The sequence below is a fragment of the Bacillus sp. Marseille-Q3570 genome (assembly GCF_946151055.1).
GTDB lineage: Bacteria > Bacillota > Bacilli > Bacillales > Fictibacillaceae > Pseudalkalibacillus.
In genome coordinates, this window is the sequence record NZ_CAMGYZ010000016.1 from 1 (window position 1) to 16,908 (window position 16,908).

General features: G+C 42.1%; 21 protein-coding genes, 12 tRNA genes and 1 rRNA gene. 2 read left to right on the forward strand and 32 right to left on the reverse strand.

The features are described 5' to 3' along the window. From N8M93_RS18560 to N8M93_RS18625, 14 genes are all read right to left on the reverse strand, one after another. Positions 1-130, reverse strand: a 16S ribosomal RNA gene (locus tag N8M93_RS18560); the annotation flags it as partial. 259 nt (positions 131-389) lie between these two features. After that, a tRNA-Ile gene (locus N8M93_RS18565) sits at positions 390-466 on the reverse strand. Between the two features lie 10 nt (positions 467-476). Further along, a tRNA-Gly gene (locus tag N8M93_RS18570) sits at positions 477-550 on the reverse strand. Between the two features lie 8 nt (positions 551-558). Continuing rightward, positions 559-635 (reverse strand) — tRNA-Pro (locus N8M93_RS18575). A gap of 5 nt (positions 636-640) precedes the next feature. Further along, a tRNA-Arg gene (locus N8M93_RS18580) sits at positions 641-717 on the reverse strand. 27 nt (positions 718-744) lie between these two features. Beyond that, positions 745-830 (reverse strand) — tRNA-Leu (locus tag N8M93_RS18585). 62 nt (positions 831-892) lie between these two features. After that, positions 893-978 (reverse strand) — tRNA-Leu (locus tag N8M93_RS18590). 7 nt (positions 979-985) lie between these two features. Further along, positions 986-1,061 (reverse strand) — tRNA-Lys (locus N8M93_RS18595). Positions 1,062-1,065: 4 nt separating this feature from the next. Then, positions 1,066-1,140: transfer RNA gene (locus N8M93_RS18600), tRNA-Gln, on the reverse strand. 29 nt (positions 1,141-1,169) lie between these two features. After that, positions 1,170-1,245, reverse strand: a tRNA-Asp gene (locus N8M93_RS18605). Positions 1,246-1,286: 41 nt separating this feature from the next. Then, positions 1,287-1,361, reverse strand: a tRNA-Glu gene (locus N8M93_RS18610). 28 nt (positions 1,362-1,389) lie between these two features. After that, positions 1,390-1,480 (reverse strand) — tRNA-Ser (locus N8M93_RS18615). Positions 1,481-1,483: 3 nt separating this feature from the next. Beyond that, positions 1,484-1,558, reverse strand: a tRNA-Asn gene (locus N8M93_RS18620). Between the two features lie 175 nt (positions 1,559-1,733). Then, on the reverse strand, positions 1,734-2,183 hold the full coding sequence (locus tag N8M93_RS18625; RefSeq protein ID WP_261134144.1) for a SprT family protein: 450 nt from the start codon (positions 2,181-2,183) through the stop codon (positions 1,734-1,736). A 141-nt stretch (positions 2,184-2,324) separates the two neighbouring features. On the opposite strand from N8M93_RS18625, the gene cmpA reads away from it, so the two are divergent. Further along, the gene (cmpA, locus tag N8M93_RS18630) at positions 2,325-2,438 is read left to right on the forward strand and encodes a cortex morphogenetic protein CmpA (protein ID WP_221569009.1); all 114 of its coding nucleotides are present in this window, start codon (positions 2,325-2,327) and stop codon (positions 2,436-2,438) included. 24 nt (positions 2,439-2,462) lie between these two features. On the opposite strand, the gene N8M93_RS18635 is transcribed toward cmpA, so the two are convergent. From N8M93_RS18635 to acpS, 14 genes are all read right to left on the reverse strand, one after another. Further along, positions 2,463-4,619, reverse strand: coding sequence for a Tex family protein (locus N8M93_RS18635; RefSeq protein ID WP_261134145.1), 2,157 nt, complete (start codon positions 4,617-4,619; stop codon positions 2,463-2,465). 104 nt (positions 4,620-4,723) lie between these two features. Beyond that, positions 4,724-5,326, reverse strand: coding sequence for a PP2C family serine/threonine-protein phosphatase (locus N8M93_RS18640; RefSeq protein WP_261134146.1), 603 nt, complete (start codon positions 5,324-5,326; stop codon positions 4,724-4,726). Further along, the gene (gene sigB / locus N8M93_RS18645; RefSeq protein ID WP_261134147.1) at positions 5,319-6,122 is read right to left on the reverse strand and encodes an RNA polymerase sigma factor SigB; all 804 of its coding nucleotides are present in this window, start codon (positions 6,120-6,122) and stop codon (positions 5,319-5,321) included. Before sigB ends, N8M93_RS18640 begins: the two co-directional genes overlap by 8 nt. Beyond that, positions 6,082-6,555, reverse strand: coding sequence for an anti-sigma B factor RsbW (gene rsbW / locus N8M93_RS18650; protein ID WP_261134148.1), 474 nt, complete (start codon positions 6,553-6,555; stop codon positions 6,082-6,084). Before rsbW ends, sigB begins: the two co-directional genes overlap by 41 nt. Continuing rightward, complete coding sequence (locus N8M93_RS18655; RefSeq protein ID WP_261134149.1) at positions 6,552-6,887, reverse strand: STAS domain-containing protein; 336 nt, start codon at positions 6,885-6,887, stop codon at positions 6,552-6,554. The genes rsbW and N8M93_RS18655 overlap by 4 nt, the downstream gene beginning before the upstream one ends. 62 nt (positions 6,888-6,949) lie before the next feature. Further along, positions 6,950-7,960, reverse strand: a complete 1,011-nt coding sequence (locus N8M93_RS18660) for a PP2C family protein-serine/threonine phosphatase (protein WP_261134234.1) — start codon at positions 7,958-7,960, stop codon at positions 6,950-6,952. A 14-nt stretch (positions 7,961-7,974) separates the two neighbouring features. Next, on the reverse strand, positions 7,975-8,376 hold the full coding sequence (locus tag N8M93_RS18665) for an anti-sigma regulatory factor (protein ID WP_261134150.1): 402 nt from the start codon (positions 8,374-8,376) through the stop codon (positions 7,975-7,977). Between the two features lie 2 nt (positions 8,377-8,378). Further along, positions 8,379-8,735, reverse strand: a complete 357-nt coding sequence (locus N8M93_RS18670; RefSeq protein WP_236315284.1) for an STAS domain-containing protein — start codon at positions 8,733-8,735, stop codon at positions 8,379-8,381. A 12-nt stretch (positions 8,736-8,747) separates the two neighbouring features. Further along, a complete protein-coding gene (locus tag N8M93_RS18675; RefSeq protein WP_261134151.1) occupies positions 8,748-9,572 on the reverse strand; it encodes an STAS domain-containing protein in 825 nt (274 codons plus the stop codon). A 378-nt stretch (positions 9,573-9,950) separates the two neighbouring features. Beyond that, entirely contained in the window at positions 9,951-10,301 is a 351-nt protein-coding gene (locus N8M93_RS18680; protein ID WP_221569017.1) for a type II toxin-antitoxin system PemK/MazF family toxin, read from the reverse strand. A gap of 4 nt (positions 10,302-10,305) precedes the next feature. Further along, a complete protein-coding gene (locus tag N8M93_RS18685; RefSeq protein ID WP_225066439.1) occupies positions 10,306-10,584 on the reverse strand; it encodes a CopG family ribbon-helix-helix protein in 279 nt (92 codons plus the stop codon). Positions 10,585-10,716: 132 nt separating this feature from the next. Further along, complete coding sequence (gene alr, locus N8M93_RS18690; protein ID WP_261134152.1) at positions 10,717-11,874, reverse strand: alanine racemase; 1,158 nt, start codon at positions 11,872-11,874, stop codon at positions 10,717-10,719. Positions 11,875-12,146: 272 nt separating this feature from the next. Then, positions 12,147-13,145 carry an outer membrane lipoprotein carrier protein LolA gene (locus tag N8M93_RS18695; RefSeq protein ID WP_261134153.1) on the reverse strand — a complete coding sequence of 333 codons (999 nt, stop codon included), beginning with the start codon at positions 13,143-13,145 and terminating at the stop codon, positions 12,147-12,149. Positions 13,146-13,436: 291 nt separating this feature from the next. Next, positions 13,437-13,799 carry a holo-ACP synthase gene (gene acpS, locus N8M93_RS18700; protein ID WP_261134154.1) on the reverse strand — a complete coding sequence of 121 codons (363 nt, stop codon included), beginning with the start codon at positions 13,797-13,799 and terminating at the stop codon, positions 13,437-13,439. Between the two features lie 295 nt (positions 13,800-14,094). On the opposite strand from acpS, the gene N8M93_RS18705 reads away from it, so the two are divergent. Then, positions 14,095-14,682 carry a rhomboid family intramembrane serine protease gene (locus tag N8M93_RS18705; RefSeq protein ID WP_261134156.1) on the forward strand — a complete coding sequence of 196 codons (588 nt, stop codon included), beginning with the start codon at positions 14,095-14,097 and terminating at the stop codon, positions 14,680-14,682. 63 nt (positions 14,683-14,745) lie between these two features. On the opposite strand, the gene N8M93_RS18710 is transcribed toward N8M93_RS18705, so the two are convergent. From N8M93_RS18710 to N8M93_RS18725, 4 genes are read right to left on the reverse strand one after another with little or no spacing between them, the layout of a single operon-like run. Beyond that, complete coding sequence (locus N8M93_RS18710; protein WP_261134157.1) at positions 14,746-15,528, reverse strand: STAS domain-containing protein; 783 nt, start codon at positions 15,526-15,528, stop codon at positions 14,746-14,748. Next, entirely contained in the window at positions 15,482-16,174 is a 693-nt protein-coding gene (locus N8M93_RS18715) for a B12-binding domain-containing protein (protein ID WP_261134158.1), read from the reverse strand. The genes N8M93_RS18710 and N8M93_RS18715 overlap by 47 nt, the downstream gene beginning before the upstream one ends. A 24-nt stretch (positions 16,175-16,198) precedes the next feature. Beyond that, positions 16,199-16,549: a hypothetical protein gene (locus N8M93_RS18720; protein WP_261134159.1), complete on the reverse strand. Its 351-nt coding sequence runs from the start codon at positions 16,547-16,549 to the stop codon at positions 16,199-16,201. Further along, positions 16,546-16,851 (reverse strand): antibiotic biosynthesis monooxygenase, encoded by a 306-nt coding sequence (locus N8M93_RS18725; RefSeq protein WP_261134160.1) that lies wholly within the window; start codon positions 16,849-16,851, stop codon positions 16,546-16,548. Before N8M93_RS18725 ends, N8M93_RS18720 begins: the two co-directional genes overlap by 4 nt. Between the last annotated feature and the right edge of the window lie 57 nt (positions 16,852-16,908).

A 16,908-nucleotide genomic window follows, 5' to 3' on the forward strand; every position in this document is an offset into this window, starting at 1 on the left:
GTTGCCCACGTGTTACTCACCCGTCCGCCGCTGACCTCTGAGGAGCAAGCTCCTCGTTGGTCCGCTCGACTTGCATGTATTAGGCACGCCGCCAGCGTTCGTCCTGAGCCAGGATCAAACTCTCCAATAAATTGTTTGGCATAACGCCATTGAATTTATTGAGCATCGTTTGATTGCTCATTAAATGTAAAACTTAAAAATAGATTCAGGGTTCTTATTAAAAAGACCCGTTTTCACGCTTGGCTTTTGTTCAGTTTTCAAAGAGCTGACTTGCCCATGGATGGGCTGACTTCGATGTTGTCACAGGACGTGACGTCTTTAATCGAAGTTCCTTTCGATGTATTGAGAATCAATTAGTAGATAGAAACTCTATTCGAAGGATTTGTTAATGGTGGGCCTAAGTGGACTCGAACCACCGACCTCACGCTTATCAGGCGTGCGCTCTAACCAGCTGAGCTATAGGCCCATTGAAAGAATGGAGCGGGTGATGAGAATCGAACTCACGACCAGAGCTTGGAAGGCTCTTGTTTTACCACTAAACTACACCCGCAAATGTGATGGTCGGGAAGACAGGATTTGAACCTGCGACCCCCTGGTCCCAAACCAGGTGCTCTACCAAGCTGAGCCACTTCCCGTTATATGGCGCGCCCGAGAGGAGTCGAACCCCTAACCTTCTGATCCGTAGTCAGACGCTCTATCCAATTGAGCTACGGGCGCATAAATGAATATATGGAGTTGAATTTATGGTGCGGTCGAGAGGACTCGAACCTCCACGGGTATACACCCACTAGCCCCTCAAGCTAGCGCGTCTGCCATTCCGCCACGACCGCTAAATTGTTGATTTCCAAAACTAGTGATGCACCTTCAATGTACGTTGCACCAATTATAAGTATGGTGCGGGTGGAGGGACTTGAACCCCCACGTCGCAAGGACACTAGATCCTAAGTCTAGCGCGTCTGCCAATTCCGCCACACCCGCAAAAAAGTGGTGAGCCATGAAGGACTCGAACCTTCGACCCTCTGATTAAAAGTCAGATGCTCTACCGACTGAGCTAATGGCTCATTATGGCTGGGCTAGCTGGATTCGAACCAACGCATGACGGAGTCAAAGTCCGTTGCCTTACCGCTTGGCTATAGCCCATCGCATAACAATACATTTAAAATTATAAATGGCGGACCCGACCGGATTCGAACCGGCGATCTCCTGCGTGACAGGCAGGCATGTTAACCCCTACACCACGGGTCCATTCAGTTGAATGATTAATCAAATTTGTGTCAAAAATAAAATGGTGACCCCTACGGGATTCGAACCCGTGTTACCGCCGTGAAAGGGCGGTGTCTTAACCACTTGACCAAGGGGCCTAGCTTAACGTTTTAAAATGAACTTGAATGGCGGAGAAGGAGGGATTTGAACCCTCGCGCCGCTTACACGACCTACACCCTTAGCAGGGGCGCCCCTTCAGCCACTTGGGTACTTCTCCGTATGGCTCCACAGGCAGGACTCGAACCTGCGACCGATCGGTTAACAGCCGATAGCTCTACCACTGAGCTACTGTGGAATAATGTGTGTTTCGTTTTTTAGCGACAATAAATATTGTACAACACACGAACGATGAAGTCAATAACTTTTTTTGCGAAAAAGAAGCTTAAATTTCATGTGACTTTGTCGTATTTTAAGAGCTTGCCTCTATAGCGACTTAATTAAAGTAACATAATCATTTTTGTTAGTCAATACTATTTTAGATTTAACTTTCCGTTGCATTTTCCGCATACGAACTTGCGTGTATCGACCCTTCGCTTGCGTGGATATTGCTGGCCGCATTCTCCACATAGATAGATGTATTTGATCGGTTCACGTCTTCGCTCCCCAGGGATGATCTGGCAATATCGGCTGCCGCCGACTTGTTTTAATAACGCTTTGAAATCCTGATCACGGTGCCGATAACCTTTTTTCATCAAATGAAGGTGGTAGTGGCAAAGTTCATGCTTGATGATGCCGATGAATTCGTCGAGGCCATGAATATCCAGCTGCTTCCTGTTGAATTCGAGATCGTGGCTCTTCAAGAGATAGCGGCCACCCGTCGTCTTAAGTCGATTATTGAACCTCGCTTTATGTTTGAATGGCCGACCGAAAAATTCAGTTGATATGTTTTCCACTAATTGCTGCAATTCGTTTGTGTCCATTTCTTTCAATCCTTTTCGTTTCTCTCTCTATTTTGCCAAAGGTTCTCCAAAATGAAAAGTAAACAGTATAACACGAACAAAGGCAAGCCTTCTCACATAGACTAATAACCACCATTAAGGAAATTTGGGGAGGGGCTCATCGTGCCTTACTGGTTTAAAAAGCAGTTAAGGAATGCGTATTTCAACAAAGACCGTTACCAAATCAAATTATTGAACCAATGTTGGTTTTTTTACAGAAAAAAACACTGCTCTTAACAAGCAGTGCTTTTTGTGTATTCCTTAATTGGTTACCATCGTCAAGGCGATCCGTTGTTTATCCAGATTCACCTGTTCTACCCAAACTTTTACGACTTGCCCTACATGAACGACATCCATCGGGTGCTTCACATAGTTTTTACTAAGTTTAGATATATGGACCAGGCCGTCTTGCTTGACTCCAATGTCGACAAACGCCCCGAAATCGACGACGTTGCGGACGGTTCCTTCAAGTTCCATACCCTCCATGAGGTCTTCCATTTTCAAGACATCCGTCTTTAATAAAGGCTTGGTCACTTCATCGCGAGGGTCTCTTGACGGCTTCACAAGCGCATCGACAATATCCTTCAAGGTCAGTTCCCCAATATCCAATTTCTCTGCGTACTCTCTTAAATCAACCGACTGGAGCTTTTTCTTGATTTCCTCCGTACCGATTTCTTGTTCTGTCATATTCAATAAGCTCAAAAGCTTACGTGTATCGTCGTAGGTTTCGGGATGGATCGGGGTTTGATCAAGTGGGTTTTTCCCTTCGACAATTCTTAAGAACCCGATACACTGTTCGTACGTTTTAGATCCTAGACGAGGGATCTTTTTCAATTGAGTCCTGCTTGTGAACTTTCCTTCTTCTTCTCTTTTTTGGACAATGTTATTCGCGACAACCTTTGATAAGCCGGCGACATATTGCAGCAAAGACGATGAAGCTGTGTTTACGTTTACTCCAACCTGATTGACCACTGTTTCCACGACGAATGTAAGAGATTCATTCAAACGCTTTTGTGATACGTCATGCTGATATTGGCCTACCCCGATCGACTTAGGGTCGATTTTTACGAGCTCAGATAATGGATCCTGCAATCTTCTTGCGATTGACACCGCACTGCGCTCCTCGACCTTCAAATCAGGAAATTCTTGACGAGCGATATCTGAAGCAGAGTAGACGCTTGCACCAGCTTCATTGACGATCAGGTATGCCAATGGACGTTCCATCTCTTTGATCAGGTCGGCGACGAATTGTTCCGTTTCCCTGGATCCTGTTCCGTTTCCGATCGCAACAATTTCAACATCATGGCGTTCAATCATCTTTTTCAAAATCATTTTCGACTTTTCGATATCCGAACGCGGCGGAGTGGGATACATGACATCAATCGCTAATGTTTTACCGGTTTCATCGACCACAGCCAGTTTACAACCTGTCCGATACCCTGGATCGACTCCCAACGCTACCTTACCTTTCAATGGTGGCTGTAATAAAAGGTGTCTGAGGTTTTCTGAAAAAATACGAATCGCCTGTTCATCTGCAATTTCTGTCAATTCGTTCCGTATATCACGCTCGATTGATGGAGCGATCAAACGCTTATAGCTGTCTGCAATGGAACGTTCGATGTATTCAGCTGATGAAGATCCTCTCTTCACATACTTATTGTTCAGTTTGTTTAAAATTTTATCGGAAGGAGCAGCAATCGACACCTTCAAAACGTCTTCTTTTTCCCCGCGATTTACGGCTAACGTCCGGTGAGGAACGATTTTCTTTACAGGCTCCTGATAGTCATAATACATTTCATAGGTTTTGTCTTCAGGTTCCTCTTTTCCTTTCAGTTTCGTTTCCACCATGCCTTCCTGAAAAGTAAGCGAACGGATCCATGCACGGTTATCAGAATCATCCGATACTCTTTCAGCTATAATATCTTCCGCACCTTGAATAGCTTCTTCGGGGCTTTGTACACTTTTTTCTTCAGAAACGAAACGTTGAGCTTCTATTTCAATATCCACACCGCTTTTCTGATTCAGAATCAGTTCCGCTAGTGGTTCCAGTCCTTTTTCTTTAGCTGTTGTAGCACGCGTGCGTTTCTTTTGCTTATATGGACGGTACAGATCTTCAACCTGTTGGAGTTTGGTGGCTTTATGTATGTCCGATTTCAATTCATCTGTCAATTTGTCTTGTTCTTCAATTAATCGTAGAACTTCTTCTTTTCGCTTTTCGAGATTCCGTTTATATTCCCAGCTTTCCGAAACGTTGCGGATCTGTACTTCATCTGCTGCGCCCGTCAATTCTTTCCGGTATCTTGCGATGAACGGGACCGTATTTCCCTCTTCAAGAAGTTCGATGATATTTTTAATATACTTTTGAGATAGTTGAGTTTCTTTTGATACTTGCAAAATTAATTCTGTGTTCGTCTCCAAACTTGCTCCTCCTTGTAAAACTGATATACGTACAAGTTTACCAAATTAGAGGCACCTTTGTAATCTACACAAAAAAGAGCTCTCCCACATACGAGAAAACTCTTTTAAGTGACTTTCCCTATTACGAATGTCATATCATCAGCTACTGTACCGCATTTTTGGCGTAAATAACTGGCTGCCACTCTTGGATTTCTTGACTTCATTACATTCCGTTTATCTGGTGAGGATAGTTCAACCCCATCTGAATAGGCGATGAACATGGATCCTGCTTGATATTGAATTTCTCTTACATCAAAATTTGCAGGTTTACCTGAAAGAAAACCAGATTTCGGAATCGCATGAATCAGTTTTCCGGAGGGCAAGCCGATAATGAGACGGATATTGCCTACGCCGCAATATTCAAGCAAGTTCTTCTGAAAATGAACTTTAAAAATCGTCAATACTGCTCCTCGTGTATATTGAAGAGATTCGTTGCAAAGCTTCATTAACGTATAGACATCTTTGTCGTGATACTCTTCAACGACTTGAACAGTTTTAGTAGAAGCCTCATGTGCCGCCTGACCGCTTCCTAAACCGTCTGCAACAACGCAGATAAAATATTCATCGGTTTCTTTCGCAAAATAGCTGTCACCGTTACACTGTCCTTCCACTTTGGATCGTTGGAAGGTACTCCAGTCTACATGATGGTGGACATAATTCTCAATCATGATTCAGTGCCTCCGAAGGATCGACACGTATAGCATCCCTCAACTTTTCAAGTGCTCTGCGCTGTAATCTCGATACATGCATCTGTGAAATATCCAAGCGTTTACCTGTTTCCTTTTGGCTTAAATTTTCAAAGTAAGTGCATTGTAATATCTGTTGTTCCCGTTCTGACAATACATGAAAAGCCTTTTGCAATAACATACGCTGATCTGTTTGTTCATAACCGCTTTCGGTACTTCCTACAAGATCCAGGAGAGTGACCGTACTGCCTTCCTGGTCAGCTTCAATCGAGCTGTCGACTGAAAGGGCTTGATAACTTTTGCCCATTTCCATCGTTTCCAGGATTTCTTCTTCTGAAGAGTCCAGGTGTTCTGCAATCTCTTCGACTCTAGGTGAGCGCTGAAGTTCATTGGTAAGCTCTTCAACCGCTCGTTTGATTCGTGGACTAAGTTCCTTGATCCTTCTCGGGACATGGACACTCCAGGTCTTATCACGAATAAAACGCTTGATTTCACCAATTATGGTCGGAACCGCGAAGGACTCGAAACTTCTTCCGAAATCAGGGTCATAACGTCGAAAAGCAGCCAGTAGACCGATCATGCCTACCTGCACTAAGTCATCATGGATGCTTTTCCCTTTCGAAAATTTCCGCGCAAGCGAATGGACAAGGTCCTGATAATGTTCGACAAGTATCGTTTGGATTTCTTGATTCTCTGGGTCTTCCCGTAGTTGTTCTAATAACTCGTAGACGAAGTCCTTATTGTGAGGGGGCTGACTTGTATTGGTCGACACTTTCATCCACCCCACCTCTGTTTAGGTATTTCGTCATCATGACTACCACTCCTGCTTCATCGCTAATATCAACTTTATCCATTAGCGTTTCAATCAAGAAAAGACCCAACCCTCCTTCATTAATTTGCTCGACAGGTTTACCATTTACTGGACCGGTACTTAGTTTTGTCGCTTCTACATCAAAGCTTTTCCCTTTATCCATGACAGTAATTTCGATTTTATCATCAAACATGCCGTAAGAAAGGTGGATTTCACCATCATCCTCTGAGCCGTATGCATGATTCACTGCATTTGTAATTGCTTCTGAAACCGCAATTTTAATGTCTTCGATTTCATCGAATGTATAACCCATTCTACTTGCTATGCCAGAAACCGTCAGTCTTGCTACACCAACATAATCGGGCTTGGCCGGAATCACCATTTCGATAACGTCACTCATCGCGCCTCCTCCTCCTGGTTATTCTCGATGTTCATCACTTCCGTAAGACCTGTGATTTCAAATAATCTTTCAACACGGTCGGTCATACCAGTGAGTGTCAGAGTACTCCCATATTGTTGTGAGGATTTTAGCGCACCAACAAAAACACCAAGCCCCGTACTATCCATATATTGGACTCCGCTGAGGTCGACAACGACTTGCTGGTTTGGCTTTTGCGTAGCTTCCAACAATGTCTCTTTCAGTTTAGGTGCAGTATAAGCATCCACCTCACCCACTAATACTAATTCATCTATATGAGCATCTGTTTCTTTCTTATTAATCTGTAAATTCATCTTCGACTTCCCCCTTGTGTATAGGAATGCATTACTTTATCAATACCACAACTTAACTGAGGCTAAACCGTTCTTTTCAAAATAATTAAGGTAAAATCATCCCTTAATTCAAATTCCTGTAATTGTTCAAGTTCGGCATAGACATTATCTACGATTTCTTGTGGTGATAAATGCATGTGGGAACGGATCAACGAAACCACTTCATCTCTAGAAATAAATCCACTGCTGGTCCGACACTCTGTTACACCGTCCGAAAGCATGATGATCATATCACCTGCTTCGATTTTCTTTTCGTATTGCTTGTATTTTGTATTCCGCGAGATACCTAGTACGAGGCCTTTTGCGGTGAATTCTTCGAAATCATCTGTTAATGCATTATAATAAAAACCTGGTTCGTGACCGGCACCCGCATAAAAAAAGCGATGGAGGTCTGTATTATAATGACCATAAAACATCGTAATGAACATTGTGGGATCAACATTCTGTTCCACCACACGATTTAAGTTTTCGAGTACGATATTCGGGTGATTCTGTTGTTCCGGTAAACTGTCCATCGCATATTTGATCATCGACATACAAAGTGCAGCAGGGACTCCCTTTCCGATGACGTCTGCAACAGCTACGCTGATCGAGTCTGGACTGTTTTGCACGAAGTGATAATAATCTCCGCTCATTTTCTTAGCCGCTTTACTAATTACACCTATATCAAGTCCATCCACTTTAGGAACTTCCCCTTGAAGAAGAGTCTGCTGCATGCTCGCGGCTACCTCTATTTCAGATTCAAGGGCTAATTGTTTGTCACGGAGTATTTGATGCTCACGATAAGCCATGCCATATCCCATCATGACTTCTATCAAGAAATCAAATGAATCCTTTACCTCTTCGGGAATATCGCCGTTCAGAGATTCGAGCACTGTATAGTGAATATTGATCACTTCTTCAGGGGAGATGTTCTGTTCAATCATTTTCCGGCTGAATTGTTGTGCTTTATATAGGGCTTGTTCTGTTCTACCACTTAAGTAAGCAGATAAAAACTGTTCATACCTTTCTACTAATAAACCTTTATCCCCCAACATCTGCGATCCTCCTAGCGGAGCCATTTGGTAATATATATTTCTGTTCCTACATCTACTGTAGATTGGATTGCAAATTCATCCATCAGTCGCTTCACCCCTGGCAGACCAGCTCCCAGTCCACCAGATGTTGTATAGCCATCTTCCATTACTTTACGTATATCCTGTATACCAGGTCCGGTATCATTCGCAACAATCCGAAGACCCCTTCGGTTACCTTCTTCAATCGGTTCGATGCAAATTTTTCCGTTCCCTGCATATAGATATATGTTTCTTGCTAATTCGGATATCGCTGTTGTAATTCTGGCTTGATCTACACTTGAAAAGCCTAGATCTTTCGCTAAGTCTCTACCTAATTGACGTGCGCTGACAATATCCCATTCGTTTCGTACATCTACACAGGATTGGACGGTCATACTCATCCCTCCAAGTCCTGTTGTAATTTATCTAATCCTTGTTCTAAGTCTAGTGCTGTCGGTACATCCCTCATATTGATACCGAGGTCGATCAGTGTGATTGCTACAGGTGGTTGTATACCTGTCAATACCACTCTCGCACCCATCAAATTAGACATTTTGACGACATCACCAAGTACTTTTGCAATGAAGGAATCGACCATATCGACCGATGTAAGGTCTATGACAATCCCCTTGGCTCCAGTGTCATGGATTTTACTTAATAGATCTTCCTGAAATTGCAAAGCGGTCTTATCATCAAGTTCAACCTGAATCGATATCAATAAATACTCATGTAACTTGAGAATTGGCACTCTCATCTGTAGCCCCCCTTAGGATAACGATTCTATTTTTTTGTTCGTGAGTTCTAATGCAGCTTCAATTCCTTTAAGAAGAGTGCTTCTTGTAGGGAATTCACTTAAATCAATGCCAAGGTTAACGATTGTCTGAGCGATTTCCGGACGGATTCCGACGAGGATACATTTCGACCCAATCAATCGAACGGCTTCTGCTGCTTGGATGATATGATGCGCAACCATCGTATCTACGACTGGTACACCAGTTATATCGATCAATACCACTTCTGAGCGGTTTGTTATGACACCATCCAAAAGGTTTTCCATGATCAGCCTCGCTCTTTCAGTATCAATCGTACCGATCAATGGCATCACACTTATACTTTCAAACACAGGAATAAGAGGTGCCGATAGCTCAAGCAATGCTTTTTTCTGAACCGAAATTGTATCTTTCCAGTTCTGTGTGGAGTATGTGACAATCTTTTCATAAAGCTTGTCTATCGAACGATCGAATAGTTCAAATGCATCCATTACATCATCTATGTTTTCTTTTTCATTTACGATCGCTTTTAATCCAATTCGACGAAAAGCCTGCAGTCCTTTCGTCACATAACTCAAAGGCCATCCAATTTGGACAGTCCTTTCAAAAAAGTCTTGAAGGTCAGAGCTTATGTCTTCTTGCCCTCCAATGACATGTTTCAACAGATTATCTATAAATTCCGTATTGGAGTTTTGGAATACTTCCTTTGTAACACTGGTTAATTCGCGTTCATCTTCACGAAATTGCAGCATCTGCGACTGCCATTCCTCTTCAATAGATGAACGGTTCTGTTTCATAACCTCGTTTATGGTCGAGTTCATCCATGTACCCTCCGTTCAGAAATTGGTCATAAAAACATTATTTCACTATTGGTGCAATCTTTCAATCTTTTTGAGTCTACAGCCACAATTTGACATTTCCGTTCATTTCTTTATTTAGAACCTTATTATGTTAAATTAGTTTGCCAATTTATAAATAAACTTTCGTCCGTCATTGTATTTTCTGTCAAAAGTGCTTGTTGAAGCGGTTGAGGCGCTCTCAAAACTCATTATGATTCCTGTTTAACTAAGGAGACTCGACTTATTTAAGGTAAAGCGATATGAAAATTCAAAGTGACCGATATATATGTATAAGGCTTATAATTTCTTTAGGTATAAAAAAAGCCGCTGGATAATCAGCAGCTTACTCTGTCATGAGTCCTAAAAATCAATGAGCCCCAGGCTGATCTGGAGTGCATCATCAACTTTTTTCATCATTTCATCGTCTAAATGTGTTATTTTGTCTGTCAGTCTTTGTTTATCTATCGTTCGAATTTGTTCTAATAAAATGACAGAGTCTCGTTCGAACTTATATTTCTTAGCGCTGATTTCTACGTGTGTAGGTAGTTTAGCCTTTTGAATCTGGGCTGTAATGGCCGCGACGATTACTGTTGGACTAAACCGGTTACCGATATCATTTTGTATGATCAATACCGGCCGGATACCTCCTTGCTCCGACCCTACTACAGGAGAAAGATCTGCAAAGTAAACGTCGCCACGCTTCACTATCAAATCATTACACCCCGCTTACTAAGCGGTCCAAAGTTAGATCAGCTTCCTCCTCAGCAAGAAAGGCTTCTGATGCAATATTCAAATTGATCTTGGCCATTTCCTTATACCCTTGACGCATGGATTCACGGATATGGCTGCTTTCCCGTTCTCGCAGATACATTTTGGTTGCCTGATGAATAAACTCGCTTCTGTTCAAGTTTTCGTTCATAATCGCTCCGTCCACCTCTTTTATCAGTTGCTCCGGTAAGCTTATGACAATTCTCTTTGTGTTCAAATCGGACACAAAAATCCACCTCCAGCTAACTGCTACGCTCACTCTGAAAATCCCCTATTAATAGTACCATCCAAAACGTAATTTTGCAAAGCAATCTCAGTATAACCTTTTCGCCAATTTCAGCCGAATTCCTTTAATAATTTACGAATTATTTAGAGTTTGATTCATTGTTTCAATGATTTTGTTGTTTTTTTTGTAAATTCTCGGCACTCGAGCAGAGATTGCGCATGGTATTTCATAGTTGATCGTTCCATTTTGGCGTGCGACATCATCAATGGTTATCGAGTTGGATCCTTGGTCTCCCAATAGCACCACTTCAGTACCTACATCTACTTTGCAAGGTAACTTCACCATAAGTTGATCCATGCAGATACGGCCGACGATTTTCGCCTTCTGACCATTAATGAGGACTGAACCCTTCTCCGCATATCGGCGAAACCACCCATCTGCATAGCCGATCGGCACGGTACCGATCCACTCTTCTTTCTCTGCCCGATAAGTCGCTCCGTAACTCAGGGTATCTCCAGGCTTGATTCTTTTAACGTGCGTCAATTTGCTGTATAAAGAAAAAGCTTGTTTAAGAGGAAATGGCAGCACACTTTTAATCTCCTCTGAAGGGGATAGACCATAAAGCGAAATACCTACCCGTACATAATGTTGTTTGTACTCAGGAAAACGGATGGCGCCAGCACTGTTACCGAAATGAATGACTTCCGGACGGACATCTTCATCCTCCATAAGCGAGAGATACCTGGAAAATCGATCAATTTGACGATGGACTAGCTCTGAGTCTAGTTCATCAGCTGTCGCAAAATGTGAGAAAACACCTTCTAACTTCAAACTCGGATTTTGTTGAATTTTATTAATTATTAGCTTTGCCTCATTCTCATCATTTATACCTAAACGTCCCATACCAGTATCAAACTTGATATGAACCTTCAATTGATGATTGAAGTCTCCTAATTTCCCTACCCATTCTGATTGGAAAACCGTTACGGAAACATCATAGCGGGCAGCTATAGAAGCATATTCCGGATCGACCCAACCTAGAACATGTATCGGTATTTCGATCCCTGCTTCTCTAAGTGCAATAGCTTCATCCAATAAGGCAACACCTATATGATCCACACCATTTTCAACCAGGTTCCTGGCGACTTGTACCGCACCATGGCCATATCCATCTGCCTTAACAATCGCCATCACTTTCGTTCCGCCTTTTAAATGGTTCTGTATATGAAGGTAGTTATCTATGATATGATCCAAGTTGATTTCTGCCCAAGTAGGTCTGTAAAATTGCATGAAAAACGACTCCTAGCCCAAACTATTTTCCTTCTATTGTACATAATCATTACGTCACGGTAAATTTCTTTATCGGTATTTTTGTTCATTGTGTACCAGGCACCGATTCAGAAGCCTTGTCTCCGTTGAGGTTCAGATCCGTGCCAGGCACCAATCAAGAACCCTTGGCGTTGCTGGGTTTGATTTCGGTGCCTGGCACCCTGCACTTCAACAAAAAACAGGCTAAAAAGAATATCGGTTCTATTCTTCCAGCCTGTCATTTCGTCATTTCGTCATTTTCCTTGCGCCATCACCATTGATGATGCGATTGATGCCATATCTTCTTCTGTCAGATCGTTTGAGGCAAGGTAATAATCAACTCCGTCGACTGACCAGCTGAGTGTGGTGCCATTCAACACACCTACCGCAAAGCCTAGATCCACAAGGTCGCCTTCGTTCATGGTCAACATCTTCGTAGCAGGTGCGACAGTTGCCTGTCTTTGGATGATGGTGAAAGATTTATCTCCAGCATAAGTGAGGATCACTTCATTACCGCTGCTGTTCGCCACCTGGTTCATTAAAGTCGTTCCTTCAGGGACAAACTCTGGAAAGACCGGAGTGAATTCCCTCTCCCCAGTGGCCATTGTTGGAACTTCAAGCTGTGCACTTTCCATGTTGCGCTCCATATCGAATGCCCCGTCATCAAACTTCGAGTTCAACTTCGTCTTCTTGAATTTCACATCCACCAGGACTTTCATATCTTTATCCATTACTTTCACTTTATTCGGAAGCAGATTGGATTTATCCAGAGTAATTTCCTGCTGATAGAGATTTTTATTCTGATAGTTCGTCTTTGTATTGAAGACATATCCCTTTTCACCAGTCTTGAAATTACGATCCTCATCCATAAGGATATCGCTGATCAAAGACTCCATCAAATACACTTGGCTGCTGTTTTCCGGCCAATCACTTTGGAAACGGAAGCTCTTGTTAAGCGCTGGCGTCAGTACGAATACACCTTCACTGTTCCTCAGGATCATCTGACTTTGATCCTTTTCAGCATTTTTCAAGCTGACCCGGTAAAAGCTAGGCTTTTTATGCCAGATCTCAATCTCGTACGTAAGTGGATTTTCCCCTGTCTGAAGGGTCATCGTAGCCTCAGATTTGTACCCAGACATCTTATCCATCGTTTTCTCTAAATCTGACAAAACATCTTTCTGGCTTTTGGACCCACAAGCTGCAAGTGCAGTGACCAGGAGTGCAATCACAAGAAGCGAGAGTATTCTTTTCAAATTTTTCATCTCCTTTGCCTCATATAGATGACAAAAGAGGGACCTCACATATGACATCCAGAATGATCTTTGATGCTCCGCCACGGGGATACACAAATACCCTGAATGTTAGATTAGTACGAATTGAGGTGGAAAATTCCGGCATGGTGAATGCAAGCAGTTTTCTTGAATCTACACCCCCTTGTTAAAAACCTTTGGCGGCTGCATTCACTCGACCATCTGGCCATATGTTTCAGCGTTCCCTCCTAACCGTACTACAAATATATGAGACAACTTCTAGCAATATGCAGACTAGCTTGACGAGCTTTCAAGGATCACTTGTGCAACTGCGTATTCTTTACTGTGGGAAATCGAGACATAGGTGTTCCAATCCGCTTTTCCATCCTCTATGACCGGTTTTCCCGCTTCATTAGCCAGGATCTGTACGTCCTTCCAGCTTAATTCCCCTCCGATACCTGTACCTGTGGCTTTTGCATAAGCTTCTTTAGCAGCAAACCTTCCAGCAAGGAATTCAATACTTTTACGCTGTTCCAACGAACGGAAGCAGACCAATTCCGCTTCAGTCAAAATCCGTTCAGCAAACTTTACTTGCCGTTCATTGGTACGTTTGATACGTTGGATTTCCACGATATCTATTCCAATTCCAATGATCATCTATGTACACCTCTTCTATTCAAAATTCGGAATCATTCATTCAGACTCTGATTATCTAATATGATAAACTGTATAGGTAATGATTTCAGAATTACATAACTTCAAATTAAAGAAAACTTGGCAAAGCAAAGCCTTAGGCGTAGGCTGAGCCATTAGTTCCTCGAAAAAGCATTACTTTTCCTTCGTGCGGTGTATTGCTTCCGAAGCCACCAGCTTGTGCACTTATACTGAAGAACGTATTTTATACTTTCTTTAAGTGAAAAATAGACCCTGGTTGAAAAGGGAGGTCTTTCTTGTGTTTATCCGAACAGAAAATTTTCGATCGTTCAGGCGATTGTATCCTATTATCACCATAATCATGGCCATTCATATCGTTTTATTCATCGGTGTCAATCTTTTCCCAGCATTGCTGCATTTAACTGCCGGCATGAATTTCTACATTGGTCAAGGTGAGTATTGGAGACTTGTAACCCCAATCTTCATACATGAATCTTTCCCTCATGTCCTGTTCAATACGTTTTCCTTATTCCTATTCGGTCCTGGATTAGAACGGATTCTAGGAAAGTTCAAATTCATCCTTGGCTACCTCGGTGCAGGGGTCATCGCAAATATTGCAACCTTCATCCTTCAAGGTCCTGGATACAATCATATAGGGGCATCTGGTGCGATATTTGGTTTGTTCGGCTTGTATGTATACATCATTTATGCCCGAAAAGAGCTTATTGATCAACAAAATTCTCAAATCGTCATGACGATCCTCGTCTTAAGCTTAGTCATGACATTCGTTACACCTAACATCAATATCCTCGGCCATCTCTTCGGTTTAGTAGGTGGAGCCGCTTTAGGTCCAATCATACTGATGGGAGAACGTACAAGATATTGAATCCGTGAAGTAGTTGTGGTGCGATTCATACAATCACTATTACAAGCAAAAAACAGGAGCGACTTATACATGGTCAGCTCCTGTCTTTGTTTTTTTATTGAGTGACTTGAGCGCTTCTCTTAATGTAGAAACAAAAGTCAGATGATATTCTGTATCCAATTGGTTCATGACAATCGCTTGTTGAGGAGAGATCCCTATGATGATTGCCTTGATTTCTCCCATATACCATAACGTCTTGAATAACCGTTGGAGTCCCTCAAAACCTTCTTTCTTAATTTCACCAACACCTGTAAAATCAAAATATAAACTGTCCTGATTTTTGTTGTGAGCGTTTTTCAGGATTTTATCGGAAATCGTTTCGACCTTCTCTGCTGTCAAGTCCCCGAATAAAGGCACCAATGCTGTAGAATCTGTCAGTGAAATGAAGGGGCCAGACAGTTCATCCACTCTTTTCATAGCCTTCTCAAGTTCATCCTTCTTTTCAAGCAATTCATAATTGGTATCTTCAAGTCTGTTCCGCAATCGATCAATCTGAGTGAATAATCGATCGTTTTCAGCAGTCTTTTCAAGACAGACCACCTCAGCAGTATGATCCATGTTCCATGAAACACGTACCTGAAATAAGGAAAATGGACTAAGGAACGTCTTCATCACAAGTTCTATTTCAATATCACCATTCTTTGGATCCAGGTATCTCTTCGCTTTGTCAATACTGTCTCCGTCTATAAGTTCTAAGAATCCTTTTACATTCGGAAACTTCGAAGAAGTAACCTTCGAGCGTCGGATGATTTCGTAATCTTCATTTATTTGAAAGTATAGGATTGGTATGTTGTTTGTATTTATCATCAGTGTTCTCCTCGACCTTTTGTTCTTCCAACCATCGGCTTACTTCAATAATATCCTTGAGGATTGTCGTCTGTTCTGTACAATAAGGCATCAAATCGTATAAACCACTGAGCCGTCCGCCCACCAAAATTCCAGGGGCACTTGAAGTCGCGGTCAGTTCCTCGATATATAAATTCAATTTCGGCAGGTGGTACAAAATTGCAACCGAAATCCCAATGATATCCGGCTTCCATTCTTCTGCTTGGGAACGGGCATATTCAAGCGGTAAATTCGCCCCAAAAAGCCTTACATTCCAGCCGAAACTTTCGAAAACACATGCTATCATTTTCGTTCCGAGATAATGCTGTTCGTTTTCCAAACATAAAAACATTGCTTTTTTATTATGTTTGATCGGAATCTTACGAGTGATGTATCGAAATTTATAATAAGAGAGGACATAATCGCAGGTAGCAGTGGCAAGGTGTTCATCTGCGACTGAAATCTCATTATTTTCCCATAGCTCACCGACATGCTGCATTGCTCCAGTAAATAGTTGCAATACTTTCAAAATATTTTCCTTATAGGCCAATGACTCCAGGTACTCCTCACAGCTCAATTCATCCCCATTTAATAAATAACCCGCGAATTTCTTTGCATCTATAGTCATTCCGTCACCCGCCTTTGTCGCCTCTCACTTATTTTTCAATATAATGATCGCTTTGTTCAATGCATTTTCGTAAGCATCTTTACGTTCAGTACCGAGCTCATCATCTAAAACTTTCTGTATCAGTTCAAAATTGATATAGAGGTGCTCTGCTGTCATCCCATGGTTTTGGAGGATTCCATTCAACCAAAGAGCATAATCCACAAAGAATTGGTCATTTTTCAATTCAAACGCCGTTTCCAAATGCTTGAAATGGTGGTCATTGTCTTCACGGCATTTCTGGACCCCTTGCTCTCCATATCGTTCTTTAAGCTCAGGGTATTTTCTATAAATTTGCTCCACCACTTCAACAATCATCCGTTCTTTTATATCAATCATGTGGCCACCACGCTATACATCCGGACTTTCGGAACAATACCAGCTAATTCCTTGTCCGGATACTTCTTTTCTAATTCATGGATTCTTTTGAAGTCATCACTTCGGACCCAACTCATATAGCTTTCTTTATCTTCGAATTTGATCTGAACAGTCAGCTCTTCAGGGGTTTTGTCATTCTGCAGCAATTCGAACGAAACAAATCCTTGCGCTTTATCAACTGATTTAGAGCGGTTCTGGTAGATCTTTACGACTTCTTCTGATTTTTCTTTCGGTACAACCACTGTAGAATGAACGATGAACATCTAGTTCCCTCATTTCCCTTTATGAAATCTATCTACACATTTCTTCATATCCTCGAC